Source organism: Biomaibacter sp. TOL, assembly GCF_059717795.1.
The window spans coordinates 922,118-943,470 of sequence record NZ_AP046092.1; the positions used below are offsets into that span (position 1 = coordinate 922,118).

General features: G+C 44.1%; 25 protein-coding genes and 1 riboswitch. All 25 genes read right to left on the reverse strand.

Annotation, left to right across the window (positions count from 1 at the left end; all coding sequences use genetic code 11):
- On the reverse strand, window positions 1–963 hold the full coding sequence (locus AC6I1H_RS04625) for a DNA adenine methylase (RefSeq protein WP_497739805.1): 963 nt from the start codon (window positions 961–963) through the stop codon (window positions 1–3).
- 247 nt (window positions 964–1,210) lie between these two features.
- A complete protein-coding gene (locus AC6I1H_RS04630; protein WP_497739806.1) occupies window positions 1,211–1,681 on the reverse strand; it encodes a ribonuclease toxin HepT-like protein in 471 nt (156 codons plus the stop codon).
- Window positions 1,678–2,040, reverse strand: coding sequence for a nucleotidyltransferase family protein (locus AC6I1H_RS04635; RefSeq protein ID WP_497739807.1), 363 nt, complete (start codon window positions 2,038–2,040; stop codon window positions 1,678–1,680). Before AC6I1H_RS04635 ends, AC6I1H_RS04630 begins: the two co-directional genes overlap by 4 nt.
- Before the next feature lie 60 nt (window positions 2,041–2,100).
- Complete coding sequence (locus AC6I1H_RS04640; RefSeq protein WP_497739808.1) at window positions 2,101–2,499, reverse strand: nucleotidyltransferase substrate binding protein; 399 nt, start codon at window positions 2,497–2,499, stop codon at window positions 2,101–2,103.
- Entirely contained in the window at window positions 2,480–2,830 is a 351-nt protein-coding gene (locus AC6I1H_RS04645) for a nucleotidyltransferase domain-containing protein (RefSeq protein ID WP_497739809.1), read from the reverse strand. Before AC6I1H_RS04645 ends, AC6I1H_RS04640 begins: the two co-directional genes overlap by 20 nt.
- A 121-nt stretch (window positions 2,831–2,951) precedes the next feature.
- A complete protein-coding gene (gene csrA, locus AC6I1H_RS04650) occupies window positions 2,952–3,170 on the reverse strand; it encodes a carbon storage regulator CsrA (RefSeq protein ID WP_497739810.1) in 219 nt (72 codons plus the stop codon).
- On the reverse strand, window positions 3,164–3,619 hold the full coding sequence (fliW, locus tag AC6I1H_RS04655; RefSeq protein WP_497739811.1) for a flagellar assembly protein FliW: 456 nt from the start codon (window positions 3,617–3,619) through the stop codon (window positions 3,164–3,166). Before fliW ends, csrA begins: the two co-directional genes overlap by 7 nt.
- 103 nt (window positions 3,620–3,722) lie before the next feature.
- The gene (locus AC6I1H_RS04660; RefSeq protein WP_497739812.1) at window positions 3,723–4,298 is read right to left on the reverse strand and encodes a DUF6470 family protein; all 576 of its coding nucleotides are present in this window, start codon (window positions 4,296–4,298) and stop codon (window positions 3,723–3,725) included.
- Between the two features lie 38 nt (window positions 4,299–4,336).
- Window positions 4,337–5,548 (reverse strand): flagellar hook-associated protein FlgL, encoded by a 1,212-nt coding sequence (gene flgL, locus AC6I1H_RS04665; RefSeq protein WP_497739813.1) that lies wholly within the window; start codon window positions 5,546–5,548, stop codon window positions 4,337–4,339.
- Between the two features lie 9 nt (window positions 5,549–5,557).
- A complete protein-coding gene (gene flgK / locus AC6I1H_RS04670) occupies window positions 5,558–6,985 on the reverse strand; it encodes a flagellar hook-associated protein FlgK (protein WP_497739814.1) in 1,428 nt (475 codons plus the stop codon).
- 12 nt (window positions 6,986–6,997) lie between these two features.
- Window positions 6,998–7,507, reverse strand: coding sequence for a flagellar protein FlgN (locus AC6I1H_RS04675; RefSeq protein ID WP_497739815.1), 510 nt, complete (start codon window positions 7,505–7,507; stop codon window positions 6,998–7,000).
- Window positions 7,508–7,542: 35 nt separating this feature from the next.
- Window positions 7,543–7,842 carry a flagellar biosynthesis anti-sigma factor FlgM gene (flgM, locus tag AC6I1H_RS04680; protein WP_497739816.1) on the reverse strand — a complete coding sequence of 100 codons (300 nt, stop codon included), beginning with the start codon at window positions 7,840–7,842 and terminating at the stop codon, window positions 7,543–7,545.
- A gap of 140 nt (window positions 7,843–7,982) precedes the next feature.
- Complete coding sequence (locus AC6I1H_RS04685; protein WP_497739817.1) at window positions 7,983–8,387, reverse strand: TIGR03826 family flagellar region protein; 405 nt, start codon at window positions 8,385–8,387, stop codon at window positions 7,983–7,985.
- A 14-nt stretch (window positions 8,388–8,401) separates the two neighbouring features.
- The gene (locus AC6I1H_RS04690) at window positions 8,402–9,115 is read right to left on the reverse strand and encodes a ComFC family protein (RefSeq protein WP_497739818.1); all 714 of its coding nucleotides are present in this window, start codon (window positions 9,113–9,115) and stop codon (window positions 8,402–8,404) included.
- Between the two features lie 188 nt (window positions 9,116–9,303).
- The gene (locus tag AC6I1H_RS04695) at window positions 9,304–10,044 is read right to left on the reverse strand and encodes a UPF0280 family protein (protein ID WP_497739819.1); all 741 of its coding nucleotides are present in this window, start codon (window positions 10,042–10,044) and stop codon (window positions 9,304–9,306) included.
- Entirely contained in the window at window positions 10,045–10,446 is a 402-nt protein-coding gene (locus AC6I1H_RS04700; RefSeq protein WP_497739820.1) for an NIL domain-containing protein, read from the reverse strand.
- 15 nt (window positions 10,447–10,461) lie between these two features.
- Window positions 10,462–11,661, reverse strand: coding sequence for a homocysteine biosynthesis protein (locus AC6I1H_RS04705; RefSeq protein ID WP_497739821.1), 1,200 nt, complete (start codon window positions 11,659–11,661; stop codon window positions 10,462–10,464).
- Between the two features lie 102 nt (window positions 11,662–11,763).
- A riboswitch (SAM riboswitch) is annotated at window positions 11,764–11,877 on the reverse strand.
- A 309-nt stretch (window positions 11,878–12,186) separates the two neighbouring features.
- The gene (locus AC6I1H_RS04710) at window positions 12,187–13,596 is read right to left on the reverse strand and encodes an ISLre2 family transposase (RefSeq protein ID WP_497739052.1); all 1,410 of its coding nucleotides are present in this window, start codon (window positions 13,594–13,596) and stop codon (window positions 12,187–12,189) included.
- A 144-nt stretch (window positions 13,597–13,740) separates the two neighbouring features.
- Window positions 13,741–14,845, reverse strand: a protein-coding gene (gene prfB / locus AC6I1H_RS04715) for a peptide chain release factor 2 (RefSeq protein ID WP_497740710.1) whose coding sequence is annotated in 2 segments (ribosomal slippage) — window positions 13,741–14,769 and window positions 14,771–14,845 — 1,104 coding nt in all. Because the reading frame shifts where the segments join, the coding sequence is not laid out codon by codon here.
- Window positions 14,846–14,871: 26 nt separating this feature from the next.
- On the reverse strand, window positions 14,872–17,385 hold the full coding sequence (gene secA, locus AC6I1H_RS04720) for a preprotein translocase subunit SecA (protein ID WP_497739822.1): 2,514 nt from the start codon (window positions 17,383–17,385) through the stop codon (window positions 14,872–14,874).
- Between the two features lie 115 nt (window positions 17,386–17,500).
- The gene (locus tag AC6I1H_RS04725) at window positions 17,501–18,070 is read right to left on the reverse strand and encodes a DUF5317 domain-containing protein (RefSeq protein WP_497739823.1); all 570 of its coding nucleotides are present in this window, start codon (window positions 18,068–18,070) and stop codon (window positions 17,501–17,503) included.
- A complete protein-coding gene (locus tag AC6I1H_RS04730) occupies window positions 18,060–19,319 on the reverse strand; it encodes an HD-GYP domain-containing protein (protein ID WP_497739824.1) in 1,260 nt (419 codons plus the stop codon). Before AC6I1H_RS04730 ends, AC6I1H_RS04725 begins: the two co-directional genes overlap by 11 nt.
- 236 nt (window positions 19,320–19,555) lie before the next feature.
- Complete coding sequence (locus AC6I1H_RS04735) at window positions 19,556–20,218, reverse strand: hypothetical protein (RefSeq protein ID WP_497739825.1); 663 nt, start codon at window positions 20,216–20,218, stop codon at window positions 19,556–19,558.
- A gap of 174 nt (window positions 20,219–20,392) precedes the next feature.
- Window positions 20,393–20,932, reverse strand: coding sequence for a ribosome hibernation-promoting factor, HPF/YfiA family (gene hpf / locus AC6I1H_RS04740; RefSeq protein WP_497739826.1), 540 nt, complete (start codon window positions 20,930–20,932; stop codon window positions 20,393–20,395).
- Window positions 20,933–21,086: 154 nt separating this feature from the next.
- Window positions 21,087–21,287, reverse strand: coding sequence for a cold shock domain-containing protein (locus AC6I1H_RS04745; protein WP_497739827.1), 201 nt, complete (start codon window positions 21,285–21,287; stop codon window positions 21,087–21,089).
- Window positions 21,288–21,353: the final 66 nt, after the last annotated feature.

Consider the following 21,353-nt stretch of genomic DNA (forward strand, 5'->3'; position numbering starts at 1 on the left):
TCACTCATAATTTCTTATAATCAATTCACTGATGCTCCCACGTTTTTCGGCATCACTATTGATACTTCTTTTGGCATTTACTCGTTCTATTTTATACCCAGCATAAAGCAAATCAAAAAAATCGTCATTTGCATCTTCATTTTTAGGATCAGAATTGCTCAATATTAAAAAAGCACCATTTCTATCCATCTGCTTAAAGAAATTTGCCAGCCTGATCTGGTCCTGTTCAGTGAAACCATCTTTATCGTAACTTGTAAAATTCGATGTTTGGTTTAAGGGTCGATATGGAGGATCAAGATAAACTAATGTATCTTTTTGAATGACTTTTTTGCTTTCTTCAAAATCCATAGAAAATATTTCAGTGTTTTTTAAGGCTTCATGAACCTCCAGTAAGTTTTCCTTATTGCAGATGCTGGGTTTTTTATATCTACCGAACGGCACATTGAATTCCCCTTTTTTGTTTTGCCTGAACAAACCATTAAAGCATGTCCTATTTAAAAATATTAAATACGCAGCTCTTTTTATCCAGCTGCCATTATAATTTTCATAATTAAACGTATCCCGCTGCCTGTTATACTCGTCTCTTATCTGGTAATAATACTTTTTTCTTTCAGCCTCCGACATCTTTAGATATTTGTTTTCAATCTTATCAAGTTCAAATATTAAATCGTATACATTGTTTTGAATAGTTTTGTAGCCTATTATTAATTCCTTATTTGAATCATATAAGAATGATTCTTTTATAATATAATTCCTTTTTAAAAAAAAGAAAAACGCACCACCGCCAACAAATGGTTCCACATACCTATCAATAATCCTGCTTGTTTTAATATGTGACGGCAATCTACTATCCAATTCGTCTAATAACTGTGTTTTGCCTCCAGCCCATTTCAAAAACGGCTTTGCTTTTATGGATTCAATTATGCTTATATTTTCGCATGATTTTAGTTCACTGCTTTGCATCTTAGATCCCATCCTTAAACTTGTACAAATCCTTTTAAATCATTATATCATACATTCTTTTAGATAACCATCTCCGCAAGATCTATTTCAGGATATATCTCTTTTATTATCATATTGACTTCCATATTGACTTCTTAGGCTTCGTTATCTTTTCCCATGGCTTTGTAGATCTTATATATAAACGTATAATTATCGGCGTCCATTTTATCTATTTTATAAGCTCTGGCGGCAAAGGATAATGCTTCATCTACATCTTCTCCAAAAAATCGCAGAATTTTTCCAACTGTTCTTTGAGTTTGCTGTAAATCTCATCTATTTTTTCTACTAAGGGTTTCATTTTTTCGGGGAGAAAATTATGGGCATAAACATTTCTCACGATATGTCGGAATGCCCTGTAATCATCCAGCTCTTTTCTTAAATCGATATCTATGACTGCAGGTCTTATTTTGGGTATTTCGGCAGATATCTGACGGAGCAATTCCTGATGCCAGTTTGCTCCTGACGGTTTTATTCCGTCGAGGCTTTCAGCTATCAGTTCGAAGATTCGCTCAAGCCCGCCGTAAAAGTCATGAATATTTAAAGCCACACTGTCCAAAAATAACGAATCTGACTGAAGATGAGCTTTTTCCCATGCTTTTTTTGCCCGCTCAAGGCTTAAGTTTATTTCTGATAATTCCTGTTTTATTCTGGCGGATAGAGTTAGATATTTGTTAATCATATCAATATCCCCTCTCTCTTAATATTTTCTTGCATCAAGGGGCTGCACTCAAAAATGTCTACCATGTCTATTTTATATTCCTGTGAGAATGAGATAACTTCAGCCACGGCTTTATAATAATATTCGCTTGGTATTCCTTCGACAGCAATATCAATGTCGGACCACTGGTTGAACATCTCTTTATTCGTAAGAGAGCCGAAAACCCAAACCTTGTTTGCACCGTATTTTTGGCGAAGAAGATAGGCAATTTGCTTTGCGACTCCCCAGGCTTTTTCATATCGCTTATCCAGTTTTTGTTTTTCCATCTCTAACATCTTTTTCATGTACTCTCTATAGTCTGTCATTTCTGTCGAAGGCATGTATATTCCTCCGTTTTTTAAATATTTTCTCAATAATTACCTGCAGTATTATTATACCATTTAATATCCTTCCAATCTCTGCTGGATTTTGTTCAAAAGCTCTTTTAACAGATGTATATGATTTACTTTTATTTTTTTATATATCGCCTTTGCTTCATTTTCATCATAAATATGAGACGTTTTGTTTCTATCGATCATCATATCTATCCAGCCGTCGCCATCACTTACCATCCCAATCCGGTAAGCTTCCTTGATAGCAGATCTGGGGCTTTTTGCTTCAATACCTTCATATTCCAGGTAGTCTTTCATGAGTTTCCATGCCAGTTCAAAAGTGAATTCAAATCTCTGAATGACACCATCGACGATAATATCATCATACGGCTCGATTTGCAGCCCTTCTTCCAGGCTTTTGAGAGCTTTCCTGTAATCCTCATATCTTTCAATGATTCTCTCTTTCATACATTACCACTCCATCTTTCAGTATCTCATTTCTTAAAGACGCTTTGGTCAGTTTATCGTAATGAACGACATCAAAAGATAATGCGATATCTATTTGATTTATTTCATCAATCAGAAGATTAAAGTCTCTATCAGAAATATCCTCTGAAAAAACAGCAATGTCTATATCGGATGTTTTGCTGAAATCGCCTCTTGCCCTTGAGCCGAAAAGCAATACTTTTTCAATAGAGGTATATTTTCTAAAGATTTTCACGAGTTTGTCCAGTATGTCGCCTTCCAAAGGCGTTTTCGCTATATCCTCTTGACAGGCTGCAGGTTTTATTGAAGCCATAAGTATCACCTCAATATGTCTCTTTTGTTATCATACCACATTTTAAAATTTTATATCAATATTCATGGCGAAAGCACAAAAAATTCCATGCCGTGGAATATCATCGTCTCAGGGTTGCGAATTACGTACTTCTAAATTTTTTCAGCGCGTCGTCCGAAACTTTCACCGCTTGTTTGTTTTCATTTATGATTTCTTCATAAAGCTCCGTGCGCAGGATTTTCATTTCCTTCGGAGCCTCTATTCCGAGCCCCACTCTGTCGCCTTCTATTTCTAGGACTTTTATGGTTATGTGTTTGCCGATGGAGAAACTCTGGCCGGTCTTTCTCGACAGTATCAGCATCCGGAACACCGCCCTTGCGAACTTTTATTTAGTTTGAGCGGGTGTCTCACGAGATATTCGGGGTTTTCGGCGATAAGCTGATCCGCCAGGCGACAGGCGGGGTTCAAAACTACCGGAGCTTTGAGGTTTATGGTGGCTCTTTCAATATCCGCGGGGACTGTGACGATGCTGAGGATAACTGCGTCCTCAATATTTTTTATCCCGAGCAGATCCAGGTCATCGGCAAGGATGCGAGGAGAATAATCGGGATAAAAGTGCGTGGGGTCGACGACAGGCAGGGAAATATCGGGATCGTCAACGGACTGCAGCCATTTTATCACATCACTGCCGGGATGGTCCAGTATGACGTATTTCCTCAAGTGTTCAAAGCCCATGAGGCCGTTTACGAATATGATTATTTTTGAAGCATCCACTTCCAGGTGTCCGAATCTCTTGCTGTCTATGAACATTTTTGAAGCCCCCATTTATAATAATCTACATTTAATTCTTATTATAGAAATTATAGAAACCAGGTCCGCTGCCGGGCCATCTCCGGCAGGAAGGTACTGAACGTTACGCTTTTACATCCAGATGTTTTCCCACGTAAACGGCTTTAATTTCAATATACGGCTCTTTTTCGAGAAAAATATTCACCCGCGCTCTTTCGTAGTGGAATCTTGCGCGGGATGCGTTTATGAAAACCTCCACGTTTCCCGGAACAAAATCGATGTCGGTGCGTCCCTCCCGCACGGTTATGCGGGGTCTTGATTTGGGGATGGCGTCGATGTTGAACTCCGGCGGCTCGGGAAATGCGTTTTTGTAGGCAATGTCGCCGATGGAAACTTTTTTTCTTATATCGCCCAGCAGATTTCCTTCGGCAACTTTTTTGTCGATATACTCCACCACTGTCTGTTTACCTTCGTCCCTCCAGTTCAGAGCCGCCTCGGGCAGCGACGGATTACCCATCTCCGCCCTGCATCGGGAGGAATCTATGTCAATTTCGGGGTATGTCGTAGAAATATAAAGTTCGGGCTTTGTTACCTTCATGTCAAAGCCCGGGTCTTTTTTAATCAGCGAGAAGTCGCCCCTGTATGTTTCGATGCCTATCCGGCCGAATTCTGTTTTTATATAAAGTTCGTAAGAAAGCATATTATCACTCTTTATCGGGCTTTATGCGCAGGCTGGCGTCAGCTGAGGAAGTCCACTAGGGTCGGCTGTATGATTTTGGCGCCTACCGCGAGCGAAGCCATGTAAACATTTTCATCCATTTTTAATTCCATTATAGTCTTTGCTATATCCGCATCTTCCGTATTGGACAAAAGTTCAGTATAGTCGTTGTAATTTGTATCAAGCCGCGATTTGGTATTTTCCAGGCGGTTGGTCTTGGCTCCCACCTGGGACAGGTATTTGAGCACATCGCTTATGTTGCCGTCGATATCCGTGAGCCTCTCCGACAGCGCCGCGGCGTCGTCGTTGTTGATATCGGTTTCGATGGATTCTATAGTGGAAAAAATTTTTGAAAAAAAGTCGGTGCCGATTATATTTACATCCAGGTCGTTGCTCAGCCCCAGGTTGTATTTTATGCTGCCAGAAGAGAGTTTAATCTCGCAGGTGCCATCGCCAGTGATGGGATTGGAGGATAGATTCAGCACGAAGTCCCAGGAGCTGTCGGGTGTGCCGTTTACTTCACCGGCGATTATTTGATTATCGCTGTCTGTCGAAATGCCTGTGCTTTTTGCCACGGTATTGCCATCTGCGTCTATTATCTCAATGTCTGCGGTGCCTGCAGCAGAATCATAATTCGATATTACTATGCTGTATGTGCCGACTTTGACGCTGCTGCCGAGGGAATTTACGCCTATTTGCTCTGCCTTTGATATACCGGTACCTCCGCTCGTTATGACAGAAGCGTAATACGGCGCTGACAATTTCGCATTGGATACAATTTTGCCGTCCACCATTTCGAAAGGTTTCTCATCGGTGATATATCCGCCGAAAAGGTATCTGTTGTTGTAGCTGGTGTTGGCTTCCTGCAGTAGCTGCTGTTTGAGCTGAGATATCTCGTCGAGGATGGTCTGCCTGTCATCGCTGGTGAGGGTGCCGTTGGCCGCCTTTACGGTCAGTTCCCGGATGCGCTGCAAAATGTCGTTTGTATTTGTCAGGGCCGTTTCCGTGCTTTTTAGCCACGTGAGGGCGTCGTTCACATTTTTGGTGTACTGTTCGATGCTCGAAAGGGTATTTCTCAGCCTAACTGCCAGCACTGCGGCAACAGGATCGTCGGAGGGCTTCCTCACCCTCTTTGTCGACGAAAGCATATCCTCTCTGTCGCTCATCCTTTTAAGGTTATTGGTAAGATTTCGCATGAAAGCTTCGGTTATCATTCCCTGGGTAATACGCATAACACATCACTACCTTCCCACTACGCCCATACTGTTGATTATCTTGTCGAGCATTTCGTCCATGGCGGTGACCATCCTCGCCGCTGCATTGTATGCATGCTGGTACATAACCATCTTAGACATCTCTTCGTCGATGGATACAGAGGAAACCGCCTGCCTCTGCTCGTCCAACTGGCTCACCAGCACCTCCTGGCTGTCGACCATGCGTTGGGCTTCCTGGGAATCCACGCCCAGCTTCGATATGAGCGTGCCGTAGTAATCGTCCAGCGTGCAGGTGATGGTACTGCCATTTTCGGTAATATTCACTTTTTTGTACCTCAAATTCGCCAGAGCGAGCGCATTCTGGTTGTCCCCGGGCACGCCGTCGCTCGTTCCCGATGCGGCGATTTTGTCCGTATCGTTTACTATTTCTTCGTTTACCGAAATGATTTCATCGCCGTCCGTTGATATTTTAAAAAATTCCACGCCCGGGTTGCCGTCAAGGTCATATCCAGCGGTATGTATATTGTTCAACTCGGTTGCAAAGGTGGTGGCGAAATTTATGAGTTTGTCTATGTAAACCTGAATCTTGTTGTCCCTCAGGTCCTCCAGGCCTTTCAACTCGCCGCTTGACATGTTCACTTTTGTACCGTAATTTTGCCATCTTACGCCGTCTGAAGGATTTTGTGCATCAAAAGTCATCGTTTCGTAGCTCGAGCCTTTGACCATAATGGCTCCGCCTACTGTCACAGTAAAGTTGCCGTTCTGATCTTCATAAGTATTGATGCCTACCAGTTTCGACAAATCGTCCAGCAAGAGGTCACGCTTGTCCCTGAGGTCATTTGCCGTAATTCCCGTAATCTCGGTCCTCTGTATCTGGGCGTTCAGCTCGGATATTTGTTTTGCAATGGTGTTTATCTCATCCACCTTGACGGATATTCTGTAATTTACGTCATCATATATTTCCTTGAGCTGATTTACAGTGCTGTTTATCAAATCAGCCAAATTAACTGCCTGTTCTTTTACCGTCTCTCGCACTTCTGAGGCTTCCGGATTTTTGGAAAGCTCCTCCAGTGAATCCCAGAACTCCGAAAGCACCGAGGATATGCCGTCATCGGACGGCTCATTGAAAACAGATTCGATCTGCTGTAGAGAATCCGCCTGAAATTCCCAGAAGCCCAGGTCCGAGTTTTCCTGGCGGTACTGCATATCTTTAAAAGCATCCCTTAGCCTTGCTATATCCTGGACTTCGACGCCTGTCCCCAGCTGCTTTAAGCCCAAACCGGTAAAGCCCGCCCCGCCGTAAGGCGTCATGTATGTGGCTTCCATCACCGCCCTCTGGCGGGAGTAGCCCTCGGTATTTGCGTTGGCCACATTGTGCGCCACGTTGTTCAGGGCCGCCTGCTGTGTGAACAGGGCTTTTTTTGCGATTTCAATGCCGAAAAAGCTGGAATACATGGATTCACCGCCTTATGCTTTTCTATCAATGACGCGCAGGGCTCCCTGCCCGGAATTATTCCCCCGGGCGTCATATCCCGACATATCTTTGCCAGCTTCGGTTATAACCTCCAGTGAGAATTTGATATAGTCGAGAGCCCGCTTTATCAATTTTTCATTCGTGTTATTTTTTTGCTTGAGCTCGGATAAAACGCTTTTCAATTCGCCAAACGCACGTTTAAATTGCGCCAGCTCATCGGAGGATAAGACTTCTTCAAAAAATTCGGTGTTAATATCATTTATATCTTTGCCGGATGAAGCCGCTATTTTCTTTACGATGTTCAGCCGCCTTTCCTCTATCCTGCCCAGTTTCAAAACCAGATTTTGCTCGATGCCGGTTATTTCGGAAAGAGTTTTCACATCTCCTTTTACAAGCACCCCGGTTTTTTTCTCGGCTAAAGACCGAAATTCTTTGTATATTGAAAGTTCATTGTTCAATTCTTCAATGAGTTCCGAAAAATATATGTTTTTTTCGGTTTCCATCGAAAAAGCCCCCATCCCCTTAATTCTCTATGCTTTTAAACAAACAGATCGCCGAAATGCTCCTCCAGCAACTTTTCAGCCACCAACTCCCCATCGATGTTGTATGTGCCGCTGTTTATTTTTTCTCTTAATGCGGCTACCTTTTCTTCCCTCACATCCTGGTCGGCGCCCGCAGATTTTACGGCATTCATCAATTCCAGCGCTTCGGCAGAAAGGCTTATGCTGTCGGTACCGGCCCCTCTGGGTTTTTCTTTTTCGCTGTCTTTGCGGATCTTTCCGCTCTGCTCCTTGTAAATTCTGATGTAACTGTCCAGCTGACTTCGGGAAATATTCATAAATCTGCCCCCTGGTTTTATTTCTTTCAGTCGTTATATTTATCGATATTACTCCGCAAAAAAATAACTGTGGTAATTGAAGCGTGAGCTTGATTATACTTATTTATCTCTTTATTTCATTGACTTTACGGGTTGTTTTTCTATTTTTCACGTTTTTGTAGTTTTGAAAGATGAAGTTTTCCTCTCATGTCTTCATTTATCCCGATGGCCTTGCTCTTTAATTGATCCATTTGTTTTTTTATTTCTCCAGCGCATTTGTCACAGTATCTGCCGGTTAGTATTGGAGCACCGCATCTCTCGCAGCTTAAAATGTTTCTGTTGCTTTTTTTCAGCATGAGCCTGCCTTCCTTTAAGTACTCCAGCACGTTTTTCGCAGGTACGCCGGTTTTTTCCGTTATTTCTTCCAGTGTCGCCTGAGGAACGTCGTAGAGATACTGCCGCACCTTTTCAAAATTCTCTTCATCCTTTTTCGCACACTGCGGGCACATGTTTCTCACGGTATATACGAAAAGCTTGCCGCAGACAGGGCAATTTCGAAGCTCCATTGTTCCACCTCCTCTCATCCCCGGGCGCAGGTTAATACAAATACATTTTCGGCATCGGCGTTCATCAGGGTTCGGGAACACTCATCCGCCGTGGAGCCGGTGGTATAAACGTCATCTATCAAAAGCAGCGTTTTTCCTTTTATCCTGCTTTTATCCTTAACTTTAAAAGCTCCTGCAAGGTTCTGTTCTCTCAATGTTTTGTCAAGAAAAGTCTGGTGTTCGGTGGGCTTTACCCTTATAAGCCCGCTGTAAATGGGAACGCCCGTGCTGCGGGATACTGCGGATGCCAGCAGGTACGCCTGATTGAACCCCCTCTCCCGCTCCCTTATGGCATGCAGGGGCACCGGCACAATATAGTCGAAAGCAGGCCAGGAAAGCCCCTCCAGCGTCCTTGCCATCCTGCCGCCGAGGAGGCTTGCCAGTTCCCGCCTTCCGCCGTATTTAAAAAGATGAATGAGTTGTTTTAAAACACCCTCATAATGCCCGAAAGAACGGGCTTCCACAAAAGAGCGGTTTTTCAAGCGGCAGTCCTGGCATAGAGCAGCGGCGCCCAGGGGCCTGCCGCATTTTTTGCAGACGGGCGGCAAAATGGGAACCAGCCTGTTTTCGCACTCAGCGCAAATAGTACGTTCTCCCGCCTCAAGTTTTTTTGCGCATACTATGCAGAAGGGCTCCGGCGGGAAAAGCAAATCAAGAATGCCGCCGGTTATCTTTTTGAAAATATCCATGATTATCTTCCTGAACTGTTTGATATCATCTACAATATTCTACCAGAAATGCCGTTTTCCCTTTTTTTGCCCTTAATAAAAAAGACCTATTTTTCATAGGTCTTTGAACAAATCAGGTGTGAGTCAGGTGAGTCAGGGGACGGTTCCTTGACTCAAAAATGAGTCAAGGAACCGTCCCCTGACTCACTTTAGATGGGAACAAGTTTGATGTTTCCAGCAGCGGCCATTTTTTCGCCCAAAATGCACAGGGCTCCTGTAATGCCGGGAATATCAAGGGCAAAGTTTACGGCTGCCTCCATGTCCTCTTCGGTCTTCACCATGTTGCAGGCGGCGGTGGCCACCGCATCCGCCAGGATTGCCGATTCAGATACAATCACCATGGCGTCGGCTCTGCCGAAGCTCAAACTGTGGCCCACCGTGCCGGAAGATGTGCATATACCGAGCGGCGAATGAACAGGATATACTTCCAGTGCTATGCGGTTCGAAAAAGGGGAATCGCCGGCAAATATCCCCACCCGCCGGATCTTTTTTGTCTTGAGCCATATGTCTCCGCCATTTTCCACGATGACCTCGCTGGAATAAGCCGAAAGCTTCCTGCCCACCGCCTCCGAAAAATACCCCGCCACCGCCGCCATCGGACCCACGCCGGCGAGTCCTGCGGCCTCGCTCATCTTCTCAGCCGAAAAGGGCGCACCCGGGAGCGGTCGGTACGGTTCCAGGGTGGAAAGAAAAACGGGATCGCGCTTTATATATTCTTTCAGAAGTTCTCGCTCCTCGCGGACAATAGCATAAGCAAGGTTTTTTATTTTTTCGTCGAACCTATCTTTTCTTACGGCAATGTCGAGATCCGTTTCCTCCACCATGACCTTAAAATGTCGAAGATCCTCCTGATTATACATATTTCGGTAAGTGCGGGGTTCGTATTTCACTCAGATTCTTACCTCCATGGCCTTCACGGGACAGGTTTTTACACACATCAGGCACAGTATGCAGTTGTCGTCATCGAATTTCACTTCCATAGAAGGCCTGTCGATATACAGGGCTTGAGTGGGGCAATGGACCGTGCATGCTCCGCAGCTGGTGCAGCGCTCCTCGTTGCGCACAACCTCCTGGTTCAGGGGCAAAACGGAAACCCTTTGTTCTTCAAGAAAAGAAATTCCCTCTTCATATCTGTCTCCCGATATTTCCAGCACCATAGTCCCTTCTTTGTGCGGGTTTATGGATGCTTTTAATATGTTTATGATAAGGTCGAAATCTTTGACAAGATGATAAATAATGGGTTTATCCGCATTTTCGGCACTGAATTTTAAAACGACTTTTTTGCTTGTCATAATAAAATCCTCCTCTCATTTTTCTTCGAGCAGCTTGGCTTTTATACCCGCTTCGGGACCGGGCAGGTTTTGAACGGGCTCTCCCAGAAGGAAATCCCCTTTTTGTATCCATTCTTTCAAAATACCGGCGATTTCGCGGGCCCTGGGATAACTGCTGAGAGGAGCAGCGGGGACATCTTTCCCCAGCACACGAATGGTCCCTTTCTTCAGTTCAGCGTAGCTTACGATGCCCAGGTTTCCGGGTTTGCGGTTGGGATAAGCGTCGCCGTAATCCACTATCGGGGCAAACAGTTCTTCGTCGCTTTTAGCCGCATAATACAAAATTTCTTCGTTTAATATGGGAATTGGTATTCCAACTCCCACTGTCAGAGTGGCCCCATATCCCCGAAAACTCGTGCCCATAAGCCATCGCGCTTTCATCTGCTTGAGATCGCCTATGAGGGCAAGGGTCCCACCCGAGCCGGTCAATTCTCTGCCGCTTTCGTCCTTCATCATGGATGGGAAATGCTGGGTGCCATTCCATGCCACATATCCTATACCGCCTCCCAGAAATATGCGGGTACCAATACCAATCGTTCTAAAATACGGATCTTTCAGCAGCGGGCTCAACTGCCCCGACGTTGAAAAATGTGCATTGCCCAGGTTGGGTTTTAAAGTGCCCATGTAGGTATAAATTGTCCTGTCGCTCAGGTTAACCGCACAGTTGTAATTCTGGTAGCAGTTGCGCGGATTGAATAGAAAAGCTTCGTTAATATCGTCGAGAGTGATTGTCGTTTCAATCTCGCGGCGGGGGTAGCAGTCCGTGCAGTAGCTTACCGCCTTCAATTTGATTGGTTTTCGAGACACAAGTTCTTCTATCACATGGCCTCCGCCGTATCGGAATTCGCCCGGGTAATTGCTGTTTAACGGATCGTCTTCCGCAAGTTCCGTGGCGCCGAGATACGCGTCAACGGCGGCAATGCCGGAATAGGCGGGTACATTGTTAAGCCACACCTTCTGCATCCTGATTCTCGGTGCGGAATGGCCGAAATTCAAAAATACTCCCGAGGAACACATGGGGCCGAACGTCCCCGTAGTGACCACGTCAACTTCCCTGGCTGCGGCCGATAATCCTTTTTCCTTTACTTTCTCGATGACTTCTTCGGCGGTCAGGACCACCGCTTTCCCTTTTTTGATGCGTTCATTGATTTCTTTATAACTGCGTTCCAGACTCATTTTAAAAAATTTCTCCTTTCGCAAACTTTATTTCGGCAATAACGCCATAAAAAATTTAAGGCCCCTTCTGAAAGTCAAGAGGCCCAAAATTAATCATCGCGTCTCTTATCTTTCAGAAGACGATGCTTCTGCAGGAATTGGCACCATTTCAGGAACAAAGCTCCTGAAGGTTGCCGGGTTTCATCGGGCCAGTCCCTCCACCACTCTTGATAAGAGGTCATAATAAACCTTTATCGTATTCAGTTTTTTAAATTATATCAACAGAAGAAATTGTTGTCAATACATATTTCGAAAGTCGATCGTGTCAAGTATTTTTAGGTTTTTTTTGAAAAAGACTCACCATCATATTGCGGATGAGAATGTATTTAACTTAAACTCAGGGCCGACCTTGACATGGAGCCTCGCACCCATGTTTCCTTGGGGCCAGAGGGCCACCCAGCTTCGCTTTAGTGGCCCGAGCCGTTGAAGGCTAACATGGGCATTCTCCATGTCAAGGGTCTTCGCTACGCTACGATGAACGGCCCTTTAAATCATGCATTGCGACAATAAAGATTTTATAGCCATGCTTGTAAATGTCTTTTTGTTTAACAGAATGGGCAGGTTTGTTATGGTCCCATATATTGATTGAATCTTTTTGAGCTGCTGTTTTGCTTTATATAGGGTTTGCTTTGGTAGTTCAATCGGTTTTAAGGCTTCATATTGCTGTTTTAATATGGCATCTTTGAGTGATATATCGTTTGCTTTTATTGCTCTTAATTGGGCCATTTTGTGGGCTCCGTCCTTGCTCCATGCAATGGGTCCTCGGGAGAGTCTTTCTGAAAGTACATGGCTTACATGGCTTTCTGCACTGCAGCCTGCTATTTCATTTTTGTAAAGGCTGTATGAACATATTCCATTCCAGTTGTTATTGATATAGGCCTGGCATTTTGTTACGGGGTTTTCAGGGTTTTTTAGCCCGAGTTCATTATATTTTTGTGTTAATATTTCATTGACTTTTTCTCTATCTGTTTTTAAAATGGCTTTCCATAATGCTTTTTTGGAGTTTTTGTCGTCTTTTAGAGCCGCTGTTATGTATTTCTGAAGGTGGAAAAGGTCTAATACGTATATGGCATTGGGCAGGTATTTTGCTCCGAATTTTATCCATTCGGCTCCGTCTCCCGATATGTATATGCGCTTTATTTGGTCTTCGTCATAGGTGTTTGTGATGTACTCCCAGACCTGTTTCCATAGGTCTTCTATTTTTTCTTTCTCGTAAACTCCGGAAAAGTATACGGGATTTTTTAATTCATTTCTGCCTTTTGTTATTGTTTGTTTTCCTTCATGAACGTATATTAGTTTGACCATGCCGGCTTTGCCGTTTTGAAGGTGAATGTGATCTTCATCGGCTTCTATGTATAGAGTCTGTATTTGTTTCTTCTTCTTCGGTTTTTCGTAGGCTTGAAGGTTGTCGATTTTTCTTAATGTGTTCATTACTGTTTGACGGCTGATGTTGCAGTTTGCCCCGCCCCTTTTGAGTTCCTGGGTGCTCTTTTGGTATGAGAGTATCGTGGAAAGATCTGTTATATCAGCTTTTAGGGCAGCATCTATCCTCTCATATTTTTGTATACCCGCTGCTTTGTCTGTAAGGTATGCGGTTTCCCCTGATTGTTTATTTTTATAGTACCGCCTTTGATATGTGACATCTCCAAATGCTGTTGTTACTGTCCTTTGACAATCTTTTTGAACCACCACCCAGTTTTTCCTTTGTTGTTTGTCTTTATATATTTTTTTATCAAGTTCATTAAGTACTTCTGTACAGATTTCCCGCCCCAGCTCATTTAGCAGTTTTCGCAGTTCCGCTTCAAATTCTGGATAGGTGCATTTGCCATCCAGTAATTCAATTATTTTTTCTACAACAAGCAGGAATTTTTGTAATACAAGTTGAATTATTCTCATATAGACCTCACCTTTCTGTTGAGTTTTTAACTCATCCTGTTGGAGGATGGTGAGGTCTTTTTTCTACGTACGCCTGCCGTTTTCCTGCTTTTTGACCTAATAAAATTTTACACTATCTCGAAAGTCTTCACACAAATGCACACATTAAGCCTGATTTTGTTTCAGGTAAGCGTTTATGAATTCGTCTATTTCACCGTCCATGACGGCCTGGACATTCCCTATCTCCACATTTGTCCTGTGGTCTTTGACCAGGCTGTACGGGTGGAAGACATAGGAGCGTATCTGGCTGCCCCAGGCTATCTCCCTCTGCACGCCCCGGAGTTTGTCAATCTCCTTCTGCTGCTCTTCCTGGCGCAGCTCGAACAGTTTCGCCTTCAGGAGCTTCATGGCGGTGTTGCGGTTGCTCTGCTGTGAGCGCTCGGTCTGGCACGACACGATTATTCCTGTCGGGAGGTGGGTGATGCGGACGGCAGACTCGGTCTTGTTCACATACTGGCCCCCGGCCCCGCTCGCCCTGTACGTGTCTATTTTAAGATCTTCGGGTTTTATCTCGATTTCGACATCGTCGTTGATCTCGGGCATTACATCCACCGATGCAAAAGAAGTGTGGCGGCGGTTGGCCGCATCAAAAGGCGATATGCGCACAAGCCGGTGGACGCCTTTTTCGGATTTGAGATATCCGTATGCGTTCGGCCCTTCCACCATTATGGTGACGCTCTTTATGCCCGCTTCTTCTCCCGGTAGGATGTCGATGGTACTCACTTTGTAACCTCTGTCTTCGGCCCATCGCGTATACATCCGGAGCAACATCTGCACCCAGTCCTGGGCTTCGGTTCCTCCTGCTCCTGCATGGAGCGACACAATGGCGTTGTTCCCATCGTATTTCCCTGAAAGCAGGGTTTCTATGCGTGCCTTCTCAAGCATGTTTTTTAAAGCGGCGGTTTCCTGTCTTATTTCCCCATGAATCTCCTGATCTCCCGTCTCCTCGGCCAGCGCTATGAGCGTATCCACATCTTCCAGCTTTTTTTCCAGCCTGTGGAATTTCTCAATCCTGTCTTTCAGACCGTTCAGCTTCTGTAAAATCTTCTGAGCGTTCTCCTGATCGTCCCAGAAGTCCGGGGCAATAGTATCATTCTCCAGTTCTTTTATATCTTCCTTGAGCTTTTCTATTTCAAAGAGAATCCCTCAGTTCCGACAAAATCCGCCGGGCGGATTCAAGTTCTACTTTGTACTCTTCGATCACGTCCATCCCTCTTTCGTTTTTAATTATGATAATTATACATTGCGTCCGCAGCACTTTTTATACTTCTTGCCGCTGCCGCATGGGCACGGGTCGTTGCGCCCCACCTTCTTTTCCTTTCTTATGGGCTGCCTTTTCTCTTCGCCGCCTCCATGAGAGTAGGAAACGTTATATATCCTCTGCTGTTCCCTCACTGGAGTAGATTTTACCTGGACCCTGAACAAATAGCGCAGAGTGTCCTCCTGGATGCTGGCGATCATCTCCTGGAACATGTCATACCCTTCGATTTTATACTCTATGACCGGGTCTCTCTGGCCGTAGGCTCGAAGGCCGATGCCTTCGCGAAGCTGGTCCATGGCGTCTATATGGTCCATCCATTTCTGGTCCACGACCTTGAGCATGATGAACCTTTCCAGTTCCCTCATGGTTTCGCTGCCGAGCTCCTGCTCCTTTTTCTCGTAAGCGGCCAGGGCTTTTTCTATAAGAGCATTTCGGACATCGTCCCGGGACATGTTTTCAAGATTGGCAGCATCCAAAGCATCCTTAATCTGGAATATATCTGCCATGTATTCGGTTAGCCCCTTGATGTTCCATTCCTCGGGGTGTATTTCCCTGCCGGCGTATATATCCAGCAGCCGGTCCACGACATCGGTTATCATCTGCTTTATGCTGTCTTTTAAATCTTCTTTTTCAAGGACTTTGCGCCTCTGGGAATATATGACTTCCCTCTGAGTGTTCATCACATCGTCATATTCCAGAACGTGTTTCCTTATGTCGAAGTTTCTGGCTTCCACCTTTTTCTGGGCGTTTTCTATGGCCCTGGTAATCAGGGAGTGTTCTATGGGCTGGTCTTCTTCCAGGCCCAGGCGGTCCATGATGCCCTTGATGTTATCGGAACCGAAGAGCCTCATAAGGTCATCCTCTAAAGATACGTAAAACCTGGATGAGCCCGGATCGCCCTGGCGGCCGGAACGGCCCCGAAGCTGGTTGTCTATGCGGCGGGCCTCATGCCTTTCAGTACCTATTATATGAAGGCCCCCCAGTTCCGCTACACCTTCTCCGAGCACGATATCGGTCCCGCGGCCCGCCATGTTGGTGGCGATGGTGACCGCCCCCCTCTGGCCCGCTTTAGCCACTATCTCCGCCTCTTTTTCGTGATACTTGGCGTTCAATACTTCGTGCGGTATTCCCCGCTTCTTAAGCATGGCGCTCAACAGCTCGGATTTTTCTATTGAAACGGTGCCCACCAGCACCGGCTGGCCCCTTTTATGGCACTCCACTATTTCATTGACCACGGCTTCGAATTTTCCCTTTTCGGTTTTATATACGACATCGGGGTAATCCACCCTTATCATGGGCTTGTTGGTGGGTATGACCACCACATCCAGCCCGTATATCTTCCGGAATTCCTCTTCCTCGGTGGCGGCGGTGCCCGTCATGCCCGCCAGTTTCTTATACATTCTGAAGTAATTCTGGAACGTGATGGTGGCAAGAGTCTTGCTCTCATGCTCCACCTTTACGCCTTCTTTGGCTTCAATAGCCTGGTGCAGGCCGTCGCTGTACCTTCTCCCGAACATCAGGCGGCCGGTAAATTCGTCGACTATGATGACCTGGCCGTCTTTCACCACATAGTCTCTATCCAGCTTCATGAGCGCATGGGCTTTCAGCGCCTGCTGGAAATGGTGAAGCAACTCCATGTTTTCTTCATCGTATAGATTTGCCACACCCAGGAAATTTTCGGCCTTTTTTATGCCTTTTTCTGTGGGCATGACGCTGTGAGCCTTTTCATCTACGGTGTAATCTTCACCCTCTTTTAATTTTGGGACGAATCTTGCGAATTTGTAATAAATTTCTGTAGACTCTTCCGCCTGCCCGGAAATGATGAGAGGAGTCCTGGCTTCATCTATAAGGATGCTGTCAACTTCGTCGACAATAGCATAGTTCAGCGGCCTCTGAACCATCTGCTCCTTTGAGAGCACCATATTGTCCCTGAGATAATCAAAGCCGAACTCATTGTTGGTGCCGTAGGTTATGTCGGCACTGTATGCCTTTTTTCTTGACTCATAATCCATGTCATGGACGATGAGGCCCACCTCAAGCCCCAGGAAATTATAAATCTTGCCCATCCATTCGCTGTCTCTTCTTGCCAGGTAATCGTTTACCGTAACTATATGGACGCCCCTGCCCGTCAGGGCGTTCAAATACGCCGGCATGGTTGCAACGAGCGTTTTGCCCTCGCCGGTCTTCATCTCGGCTATCCGGCCCTGATGCAGCACGATGCCGCCCAGCACCTGTACATCAAACGGCCGCATGTTGAGAGTCCTCCGGGCGGCCTCCCTCACCACGGCAAACGCTTCCGGCAGCAAATCTTCAAGGGTTTGGCCCTGCGCAAGACGTTCCTTGAACTCGTCTGTCTTTTTTCTCAGTTCTTCATCGGAGAGTTTCTGCATGTCCGGTTCCCATCTATTTACTTCCTCCACTATCCTGCCTAGCTTTTTTACTTCCTTTTCATTGGAATTTCCCAGTATCCTGTTTAAAATGCCGAGCATTTTACCATCTCGCCTTCCTCCGGTTTAGTCTATGAAAAACCGTTCCCGATTGCTCTTCATACAATTTATGCCATTCAAAATTTATAAGGAACCTGTGAGGTTCCTCATAAATTTTCTATATTATTTTACCACCTGCTTCACTTTTTTTCAACATCGCCCGCTGAATGATCAAAAATATGCCGATCCCCATCAACAGATCCCCGACGCTGAAAACCCTGGGCCTTGGGTAGGGGGGAGGGAGGGGGAAAATATCGCCCAAAAAACTTAACTTTGTAGCCGAATCAATGGCCTTATGATAAAGGTAGGACGGATCAAAAAGCAGCGGTTTTAATTCGTTCAGCCCGGCCATATCCAGAGCTGGGATTGATACAGGCATTTTGCCGCCGTTTGCAACTATCGCGATAAAATTGCACACAACTCCTATGGTTACCAGCCTCATAGCTTTTATATGCCAGTTGGAAAAAAGAGCATAAATCAAAAGCAAATAGGAGGTTGACGATATTATGAAGTTATACCTTGCGGCAAAATCAAAAATATTTCCTTTTAAGATAAGCGGTAAATAACGAATTATAAAAGAAACAAAAATGAGTTCCAGTTTTCTGAGCGGTATGGCCGAAAGGTTTTTAAAATTGCCTCCTCTTAAGAGGCCTATGATGATGGATATCACCAGAAAGTCAATCAGCATTTACATTAATTCTCCCTTTTTTTATAGCGTTTTTCAAAGCCTCAACCACATCGGGTCTGAATTGAATGCCGGAATTTCTTTCAATTTCATTGAGTGTATCCTCCAGATTCCATGCATTTCTGTAAGGCCTGTCGGAAGTCATGGCGTCGAAGGCGTCCGCCACAGCGAGTATGGCGGCCCCCAGCGGAATGTTGTCGCCTTCCAATCCCTCGGGATAGCCCCGACCGTTCTGCCTTTCATGATGAAATCTTATATATGAAGAAGCCTGGGCTAAAAAGTCAATTTTTTTCACTATGTTGGCCCCCAGCACCGGATGAATTTTAATTTTATCAAATTCTTCTTCAGAAAGTTTGCCGGGTTTGTTCAATATTTCATCGGGAATGCCAATTTTGCCTATATCATGGAGCAAGGCCGCAAAGTTTAAGGTATTCACGAAATCCTCTGACAGATTCATTTCTTCGGCGATGATAGATGCGTATAAAGCCACTCTTTCGGAATGGCCTTTTGTATATGGATCTTTTACCTCGATTGCTGTAGCCAGCGCCTGGATCGTCTCCAGATAAATTTTTCTCATATTCATATAAAGCTGGAAAGAATGGCGGGCTATCAAAAGGGGCACCAAAAAAAGGAAGACTCCTGGGCTTCCTACATTTATATAAATAATCGCTAAAAGAATCCCTAAAGGAGCTAGTGCAATATAATTAGGTAAAGCCCATTTGAAATTGTTCATAAAAATATAGAGAATAGGTTCCTTTTGTAAAATAGAAAGAGCAATAGCAATAAGACTTATGTTGATAACAAGATAACTTAATATTAATGTTAAAATAGGAATTATGTCTCTAAATAAATTTATGTGTCCAGGTATTCCTCCCATTATTTCAAATAAATAACCTGAAACACCAACCATAATAATATAAATACTTATATTAACAAATGAATTATAAGGTATTCTTAAAAAACGCTTTGTTGTTATTTCTGGTAAAATTGCAGCAATAAAAGCAACCCATACACTTATTTTTGCTCCTAATACAAGTATGGCACCCATAAAAATAGCAAAACCAACAGTCACTTCAGCATCTTTTGGAAGATTAATTGGTAATATCTCGGCCATCGAGGCAAGAAATACAAAAATCAAAAAACTTGGTACATTATGTAAAAGATTATTATCCCATGATTGATATAATATAATTATCGCTAATATAATTACGAAACTAAAATATATAATTTTATAGCTCATATGTTTATTCATGTGTTATTCACCTTATGAACTTATGAATATATAATAAATAGGGGCCGACATAAAATTTAAGATTAACCACCTAACTTGAAATTTGCTCCACCTGCTAATACCAGCGTAAAAAGCGCCAATAAGATTTTAAAAAGTGTTGCATTTAGCTTCATTTTATAGCCCCCTTTTTTTCGGTGCTCTGCTCTACCGCTATTCAAGCAGGCTATAAAACCGCTTCGCTCATTATTTGTCGGCCCTTAAACTGTATTTTCTTTTATCAGGAAGCTTACTTTCCGGTTAACTGCATTCAATACTGCCGCCACTGTAGATTCTATTCTGTCCTGTTTTATTATGGCACTGCCCAAAAAATGCTCTTCACTTCCCTCAATGAACATGGAAATCAGGGCTCCTACGGCTTCTCTCCCTCCAATTTTGAAACTTATAACATCTTCAAGGGACAGTACGAAAGAGTCTCCCAGAAATTGCTGAATTGCGTTTAAAGTGGCTTCCGCCACTGTGCGCAGCCGTCCAAAGTTGGAACCGGGGCCACCTGCCTTTCCTTCATATATATTTCCATTATGGTCGCTTAAAGTGACCGCCGCTTCATAATTATATTTATAATTTCTTACGCCAATACCGTCTATTTTCAAGCGCACATCAAATATACTCTCATTATCGTTGTTGATCTGCGCCACGCTGATCTTTTTGTGATCGATTTCCGAACCCAGCGTGGCTATAAGGGCAGATTCAATGTCCCTCACGATCTGCTTGGGGTTTCTTTTAGAACCTGCTATAACATGAATCTCGGATATCTTGCCTTCAGGGGTAGTGATTATTTTGGCCGAAACGACATCTTTAATGCTTTTGATAACTCCTTCACAGTGTTTGACAAATTGCTCCTTGTCAATATTTTCCGACATCCGAACACCCCGCAGTTTCTCACAAAAATTCTTACAAAGTCCCCCTTAATACATTCCCTCAAAAAACTCTCGCGGTATCTAATCTATATAATGAATTCTACTTAAATTTGTTATTTCCTGCTAATCAAAGAATAAATTTCAAAAAAAAGCCTGCTTTTGGCAGGCCGTTTAAAATTATGACAATTCCGGTTCGATGAGTCCATAGTCACCGTCTTTACGTTTATACACCACATTTACTTCATTGGTGTCGGAATTCAGGAAGACAAAGAAATCATGGCCCAGAAGGTCCATTTGCAATACGGCTTCTTCCAGGTCCATCGGTTTAATGGCAAACTTTTTCACTCTTACCACTCTGGATTCGTCTCCAGTTTTTTGCACATTTATGGAATCACCGTTTGTTCCGTTAAATTTAAACGGGGATTTCCTGAGGCTTCGGGCGATCTTTGTCTTGTATTTCTCTATCTGTTTCTCAAGTTTGTCTACTACCATATCTATTGAAGAATACATGTCATGTGTCTCGGTCTCGCCCCTCAGTATTATACCGTTAACGGGTATTGTGACCTCAACTATGTGTCTGTCTTTCTCCACATTCAATGTAACCTGTGCTTCCACATTGCCTTCAAAGAATCTTTCGATCTTTCCCACTTTCTTTTCCGCGTATTCTTTCAGTGGATTTGTGACCGCGACATTTTTACCGCTGACCGTTACCTTCATAAAAATTTCGCTCCCTTCTGGGAATATTTAAGTTTTTATTAAGTTTTTGTAAAGAGAGTTATATTATAATATATATTATTATTCCTCATCCGTCATAAAAATCCTTCTTTTTGTACAAAAATTAAAAGCCCGGAACAAAACCGGGCTTTTTCTTTCAATCAACTTTCACGACATTGGCGGCCTGCGGACCTTTCTGGCCTTCCACTACGTCGAATTCTACTTTTTCGCCTTCTTTCAGTGTCTTAAATCCTTCCTGTTGAATGGCTGTATAATGGACAAAAATGTCCTTATCACCTTCAACCTCGATAAACCCGTAACCTTTTTCCTGATTAAACCATTTGACTTTACCTTGCACTTATGCATTCCTCCTAAAAAATGAATAGAAGTGGTGGTTCCCACTTCTTAAAATATAGCACACCGA

What these genes read in the sequence shown, in the direction of transcription:
- AC6I1H_RS04735 (WP_497739825.1), bottom strand. Translation starts at nt 20,218, where the DNA reads ATGTCGGAAAATATTGACAAGGAGCAATTTGTCAAACACTGTGAAGGA.
- AC6I1H_RS04710 (WP_497739052.1), bottom strand. Translation starts at nt 13,596, where the DNA reads ATGAGAATAATTCAACTTGTATTACAAAAATTCCTGCTTGTTGTAGAA.
- hpf (WP_497739826.1), bottom strand. Translation starts at nt 20,932, where the DNA reads ATGAAGGTAACGGTCAGCGGTAAAAATGTCGCGGTCACAAATCCACTG.
- AC6I1H_RS04685 (WP_497739817.1), bottom strand. Translation starts at nt 8,387, where the DNA reads ATGGAGCTTCGAAATTGCCCTGTCTGCGGCAAGCTTTTCGTATATACC.
- AC6I1H_RS04660 (WP_497739812.1), bottom strand. Translation starts at nt 4,298, where the DNA reads ATGCTTTCTTACGAACTTTATATAAAAACAGAATTCGGCCGGATAGGC.
- flgK (WP_497739814.1), bottom strand. Translation starts at nt 6,985, where the DNA reads ATGTATTCCAGCTTTTTCGGCATTGAAATCGCAAAAAAAGCCCTGTTC.
- AC6I1H_RS04725 (WP_497739823.1), bottom strand. Translation starts at nt 18,070, where the DNA reads ATGCTGATTGACTTTCTGGTGATATCCATCATCATAGGCCTCTTAAGA.
- flgL (WP_497739813.1), bottom strand. Translation starts at nt 5,548, where the DNA reads ATGCGTATTACCCAGGGAATGATAACCGAAGCTTTCATGCGAAATCTT.
- AC6I1H_RS04705 (WP_497739821.1), bottom strand. Translation starts at nt 11,661, where the DNA reads ATGAGTCTGGAACGCAGTTATAAAGAAATCAATGAACGCATCAAAAAA.
- AC6I1H_RS04630 (WP_497739806.1), bottom strand. Translation starts at nt 1,681, where the DNA reads ATGATTAACAAATATCTAACTCTATCCGCCAGAATAAAACAGGAATTA.
- AC6I1H_RS04645 (WP_497739809.1), bottom strand. Translation starts at nt 2,830, where the DNA reads ATGGCTTCAATAAAACCTGCAGCCTGTCAAGAGGATATAGCGAAAACG.
- secA (WP_497739822.1), bottom strand. Translation starts at nt 17,385, where the DNA reads ATGCTCGGCATTTTAAACAGGATACTGGGAAATTCCAATGAAAAGGAA.
- AC6I1H_RS04640 (WP_497739808.1), bottom strand. Translation starts at nt 2,499, where the DNA reads ATGAAAGAGAGAATCATTGAAAGATATGAGGATTACAGGAAAGCTCTC.
- AC6I1H_RS04625 (WP_497739805.1), bottom strand. Translation starts at nt 963, where the DNA reads ATGCAAAGCAGTGAACTAAAATCATGCGAAAATATAAGCATAATTGAA.
- AC6I1H_RS04675 (WP_497739815.1), bottom strand. Translation starts at nt 7,507, where the DNA reads ATGGAAACCGAAAAAAACATATATTTTTCGGAACTCATTGAAGAATTG.
- AC6I1H_RS04700 (WP_497739820.1), bottom strand. Translation starts at nt 10,446, where the DNA reads ATGACAAGCAAAAAAGTCGTTTTAAAATTCAGTGCCGAAAATGCGGAT.
- csrA (WP_497739810.1), bottom strand. Translation starts at nt 3,170, where the DNA reads ATGCTGATACTGTCGAGAAAGACCGGCCAGAGTTTCTCCATCGGCAAA.
- AC6I1H_RS04730 (WP_497739824.1), bottom strand. Translation starts at nt 19,319, where the DNA reads ATGAATAAACATATGAGCTATAAAATTATATATTTTAGTTTCGTAATT.
- flgM (WP_497739816.1), bottom strand. Translation starts at nt 7,842, where the DNA reads ATGAATATTTCCCGAAGTCAGCTGGACAGTTACATCAGAATTTACAAG.
- fliW (WP_497739811.1), bottom strand. Translation starts at nt 3,619, where the DNA reads ATGTTCATAGACAGCAAGAGATTCGGACACCTGGAAGTGGATGCTTCA.
- AC6I1H_RS04635 (WP_497739807.1), bottom strand. Translation starts at nt 2,040, where the DNA reads ATGCCTTCGACAGAAATGACAGACTATAGAGAGTACATGAAAAAGATG.
- AC6I1H_RS04690 (WP_497739818.1), bottom strand. Translation starts at nt 9,115, where the DNA reads ATGGATATTTTCAAAAAGATAACCGGCGGCATTCTTGATTTGCTTTTC.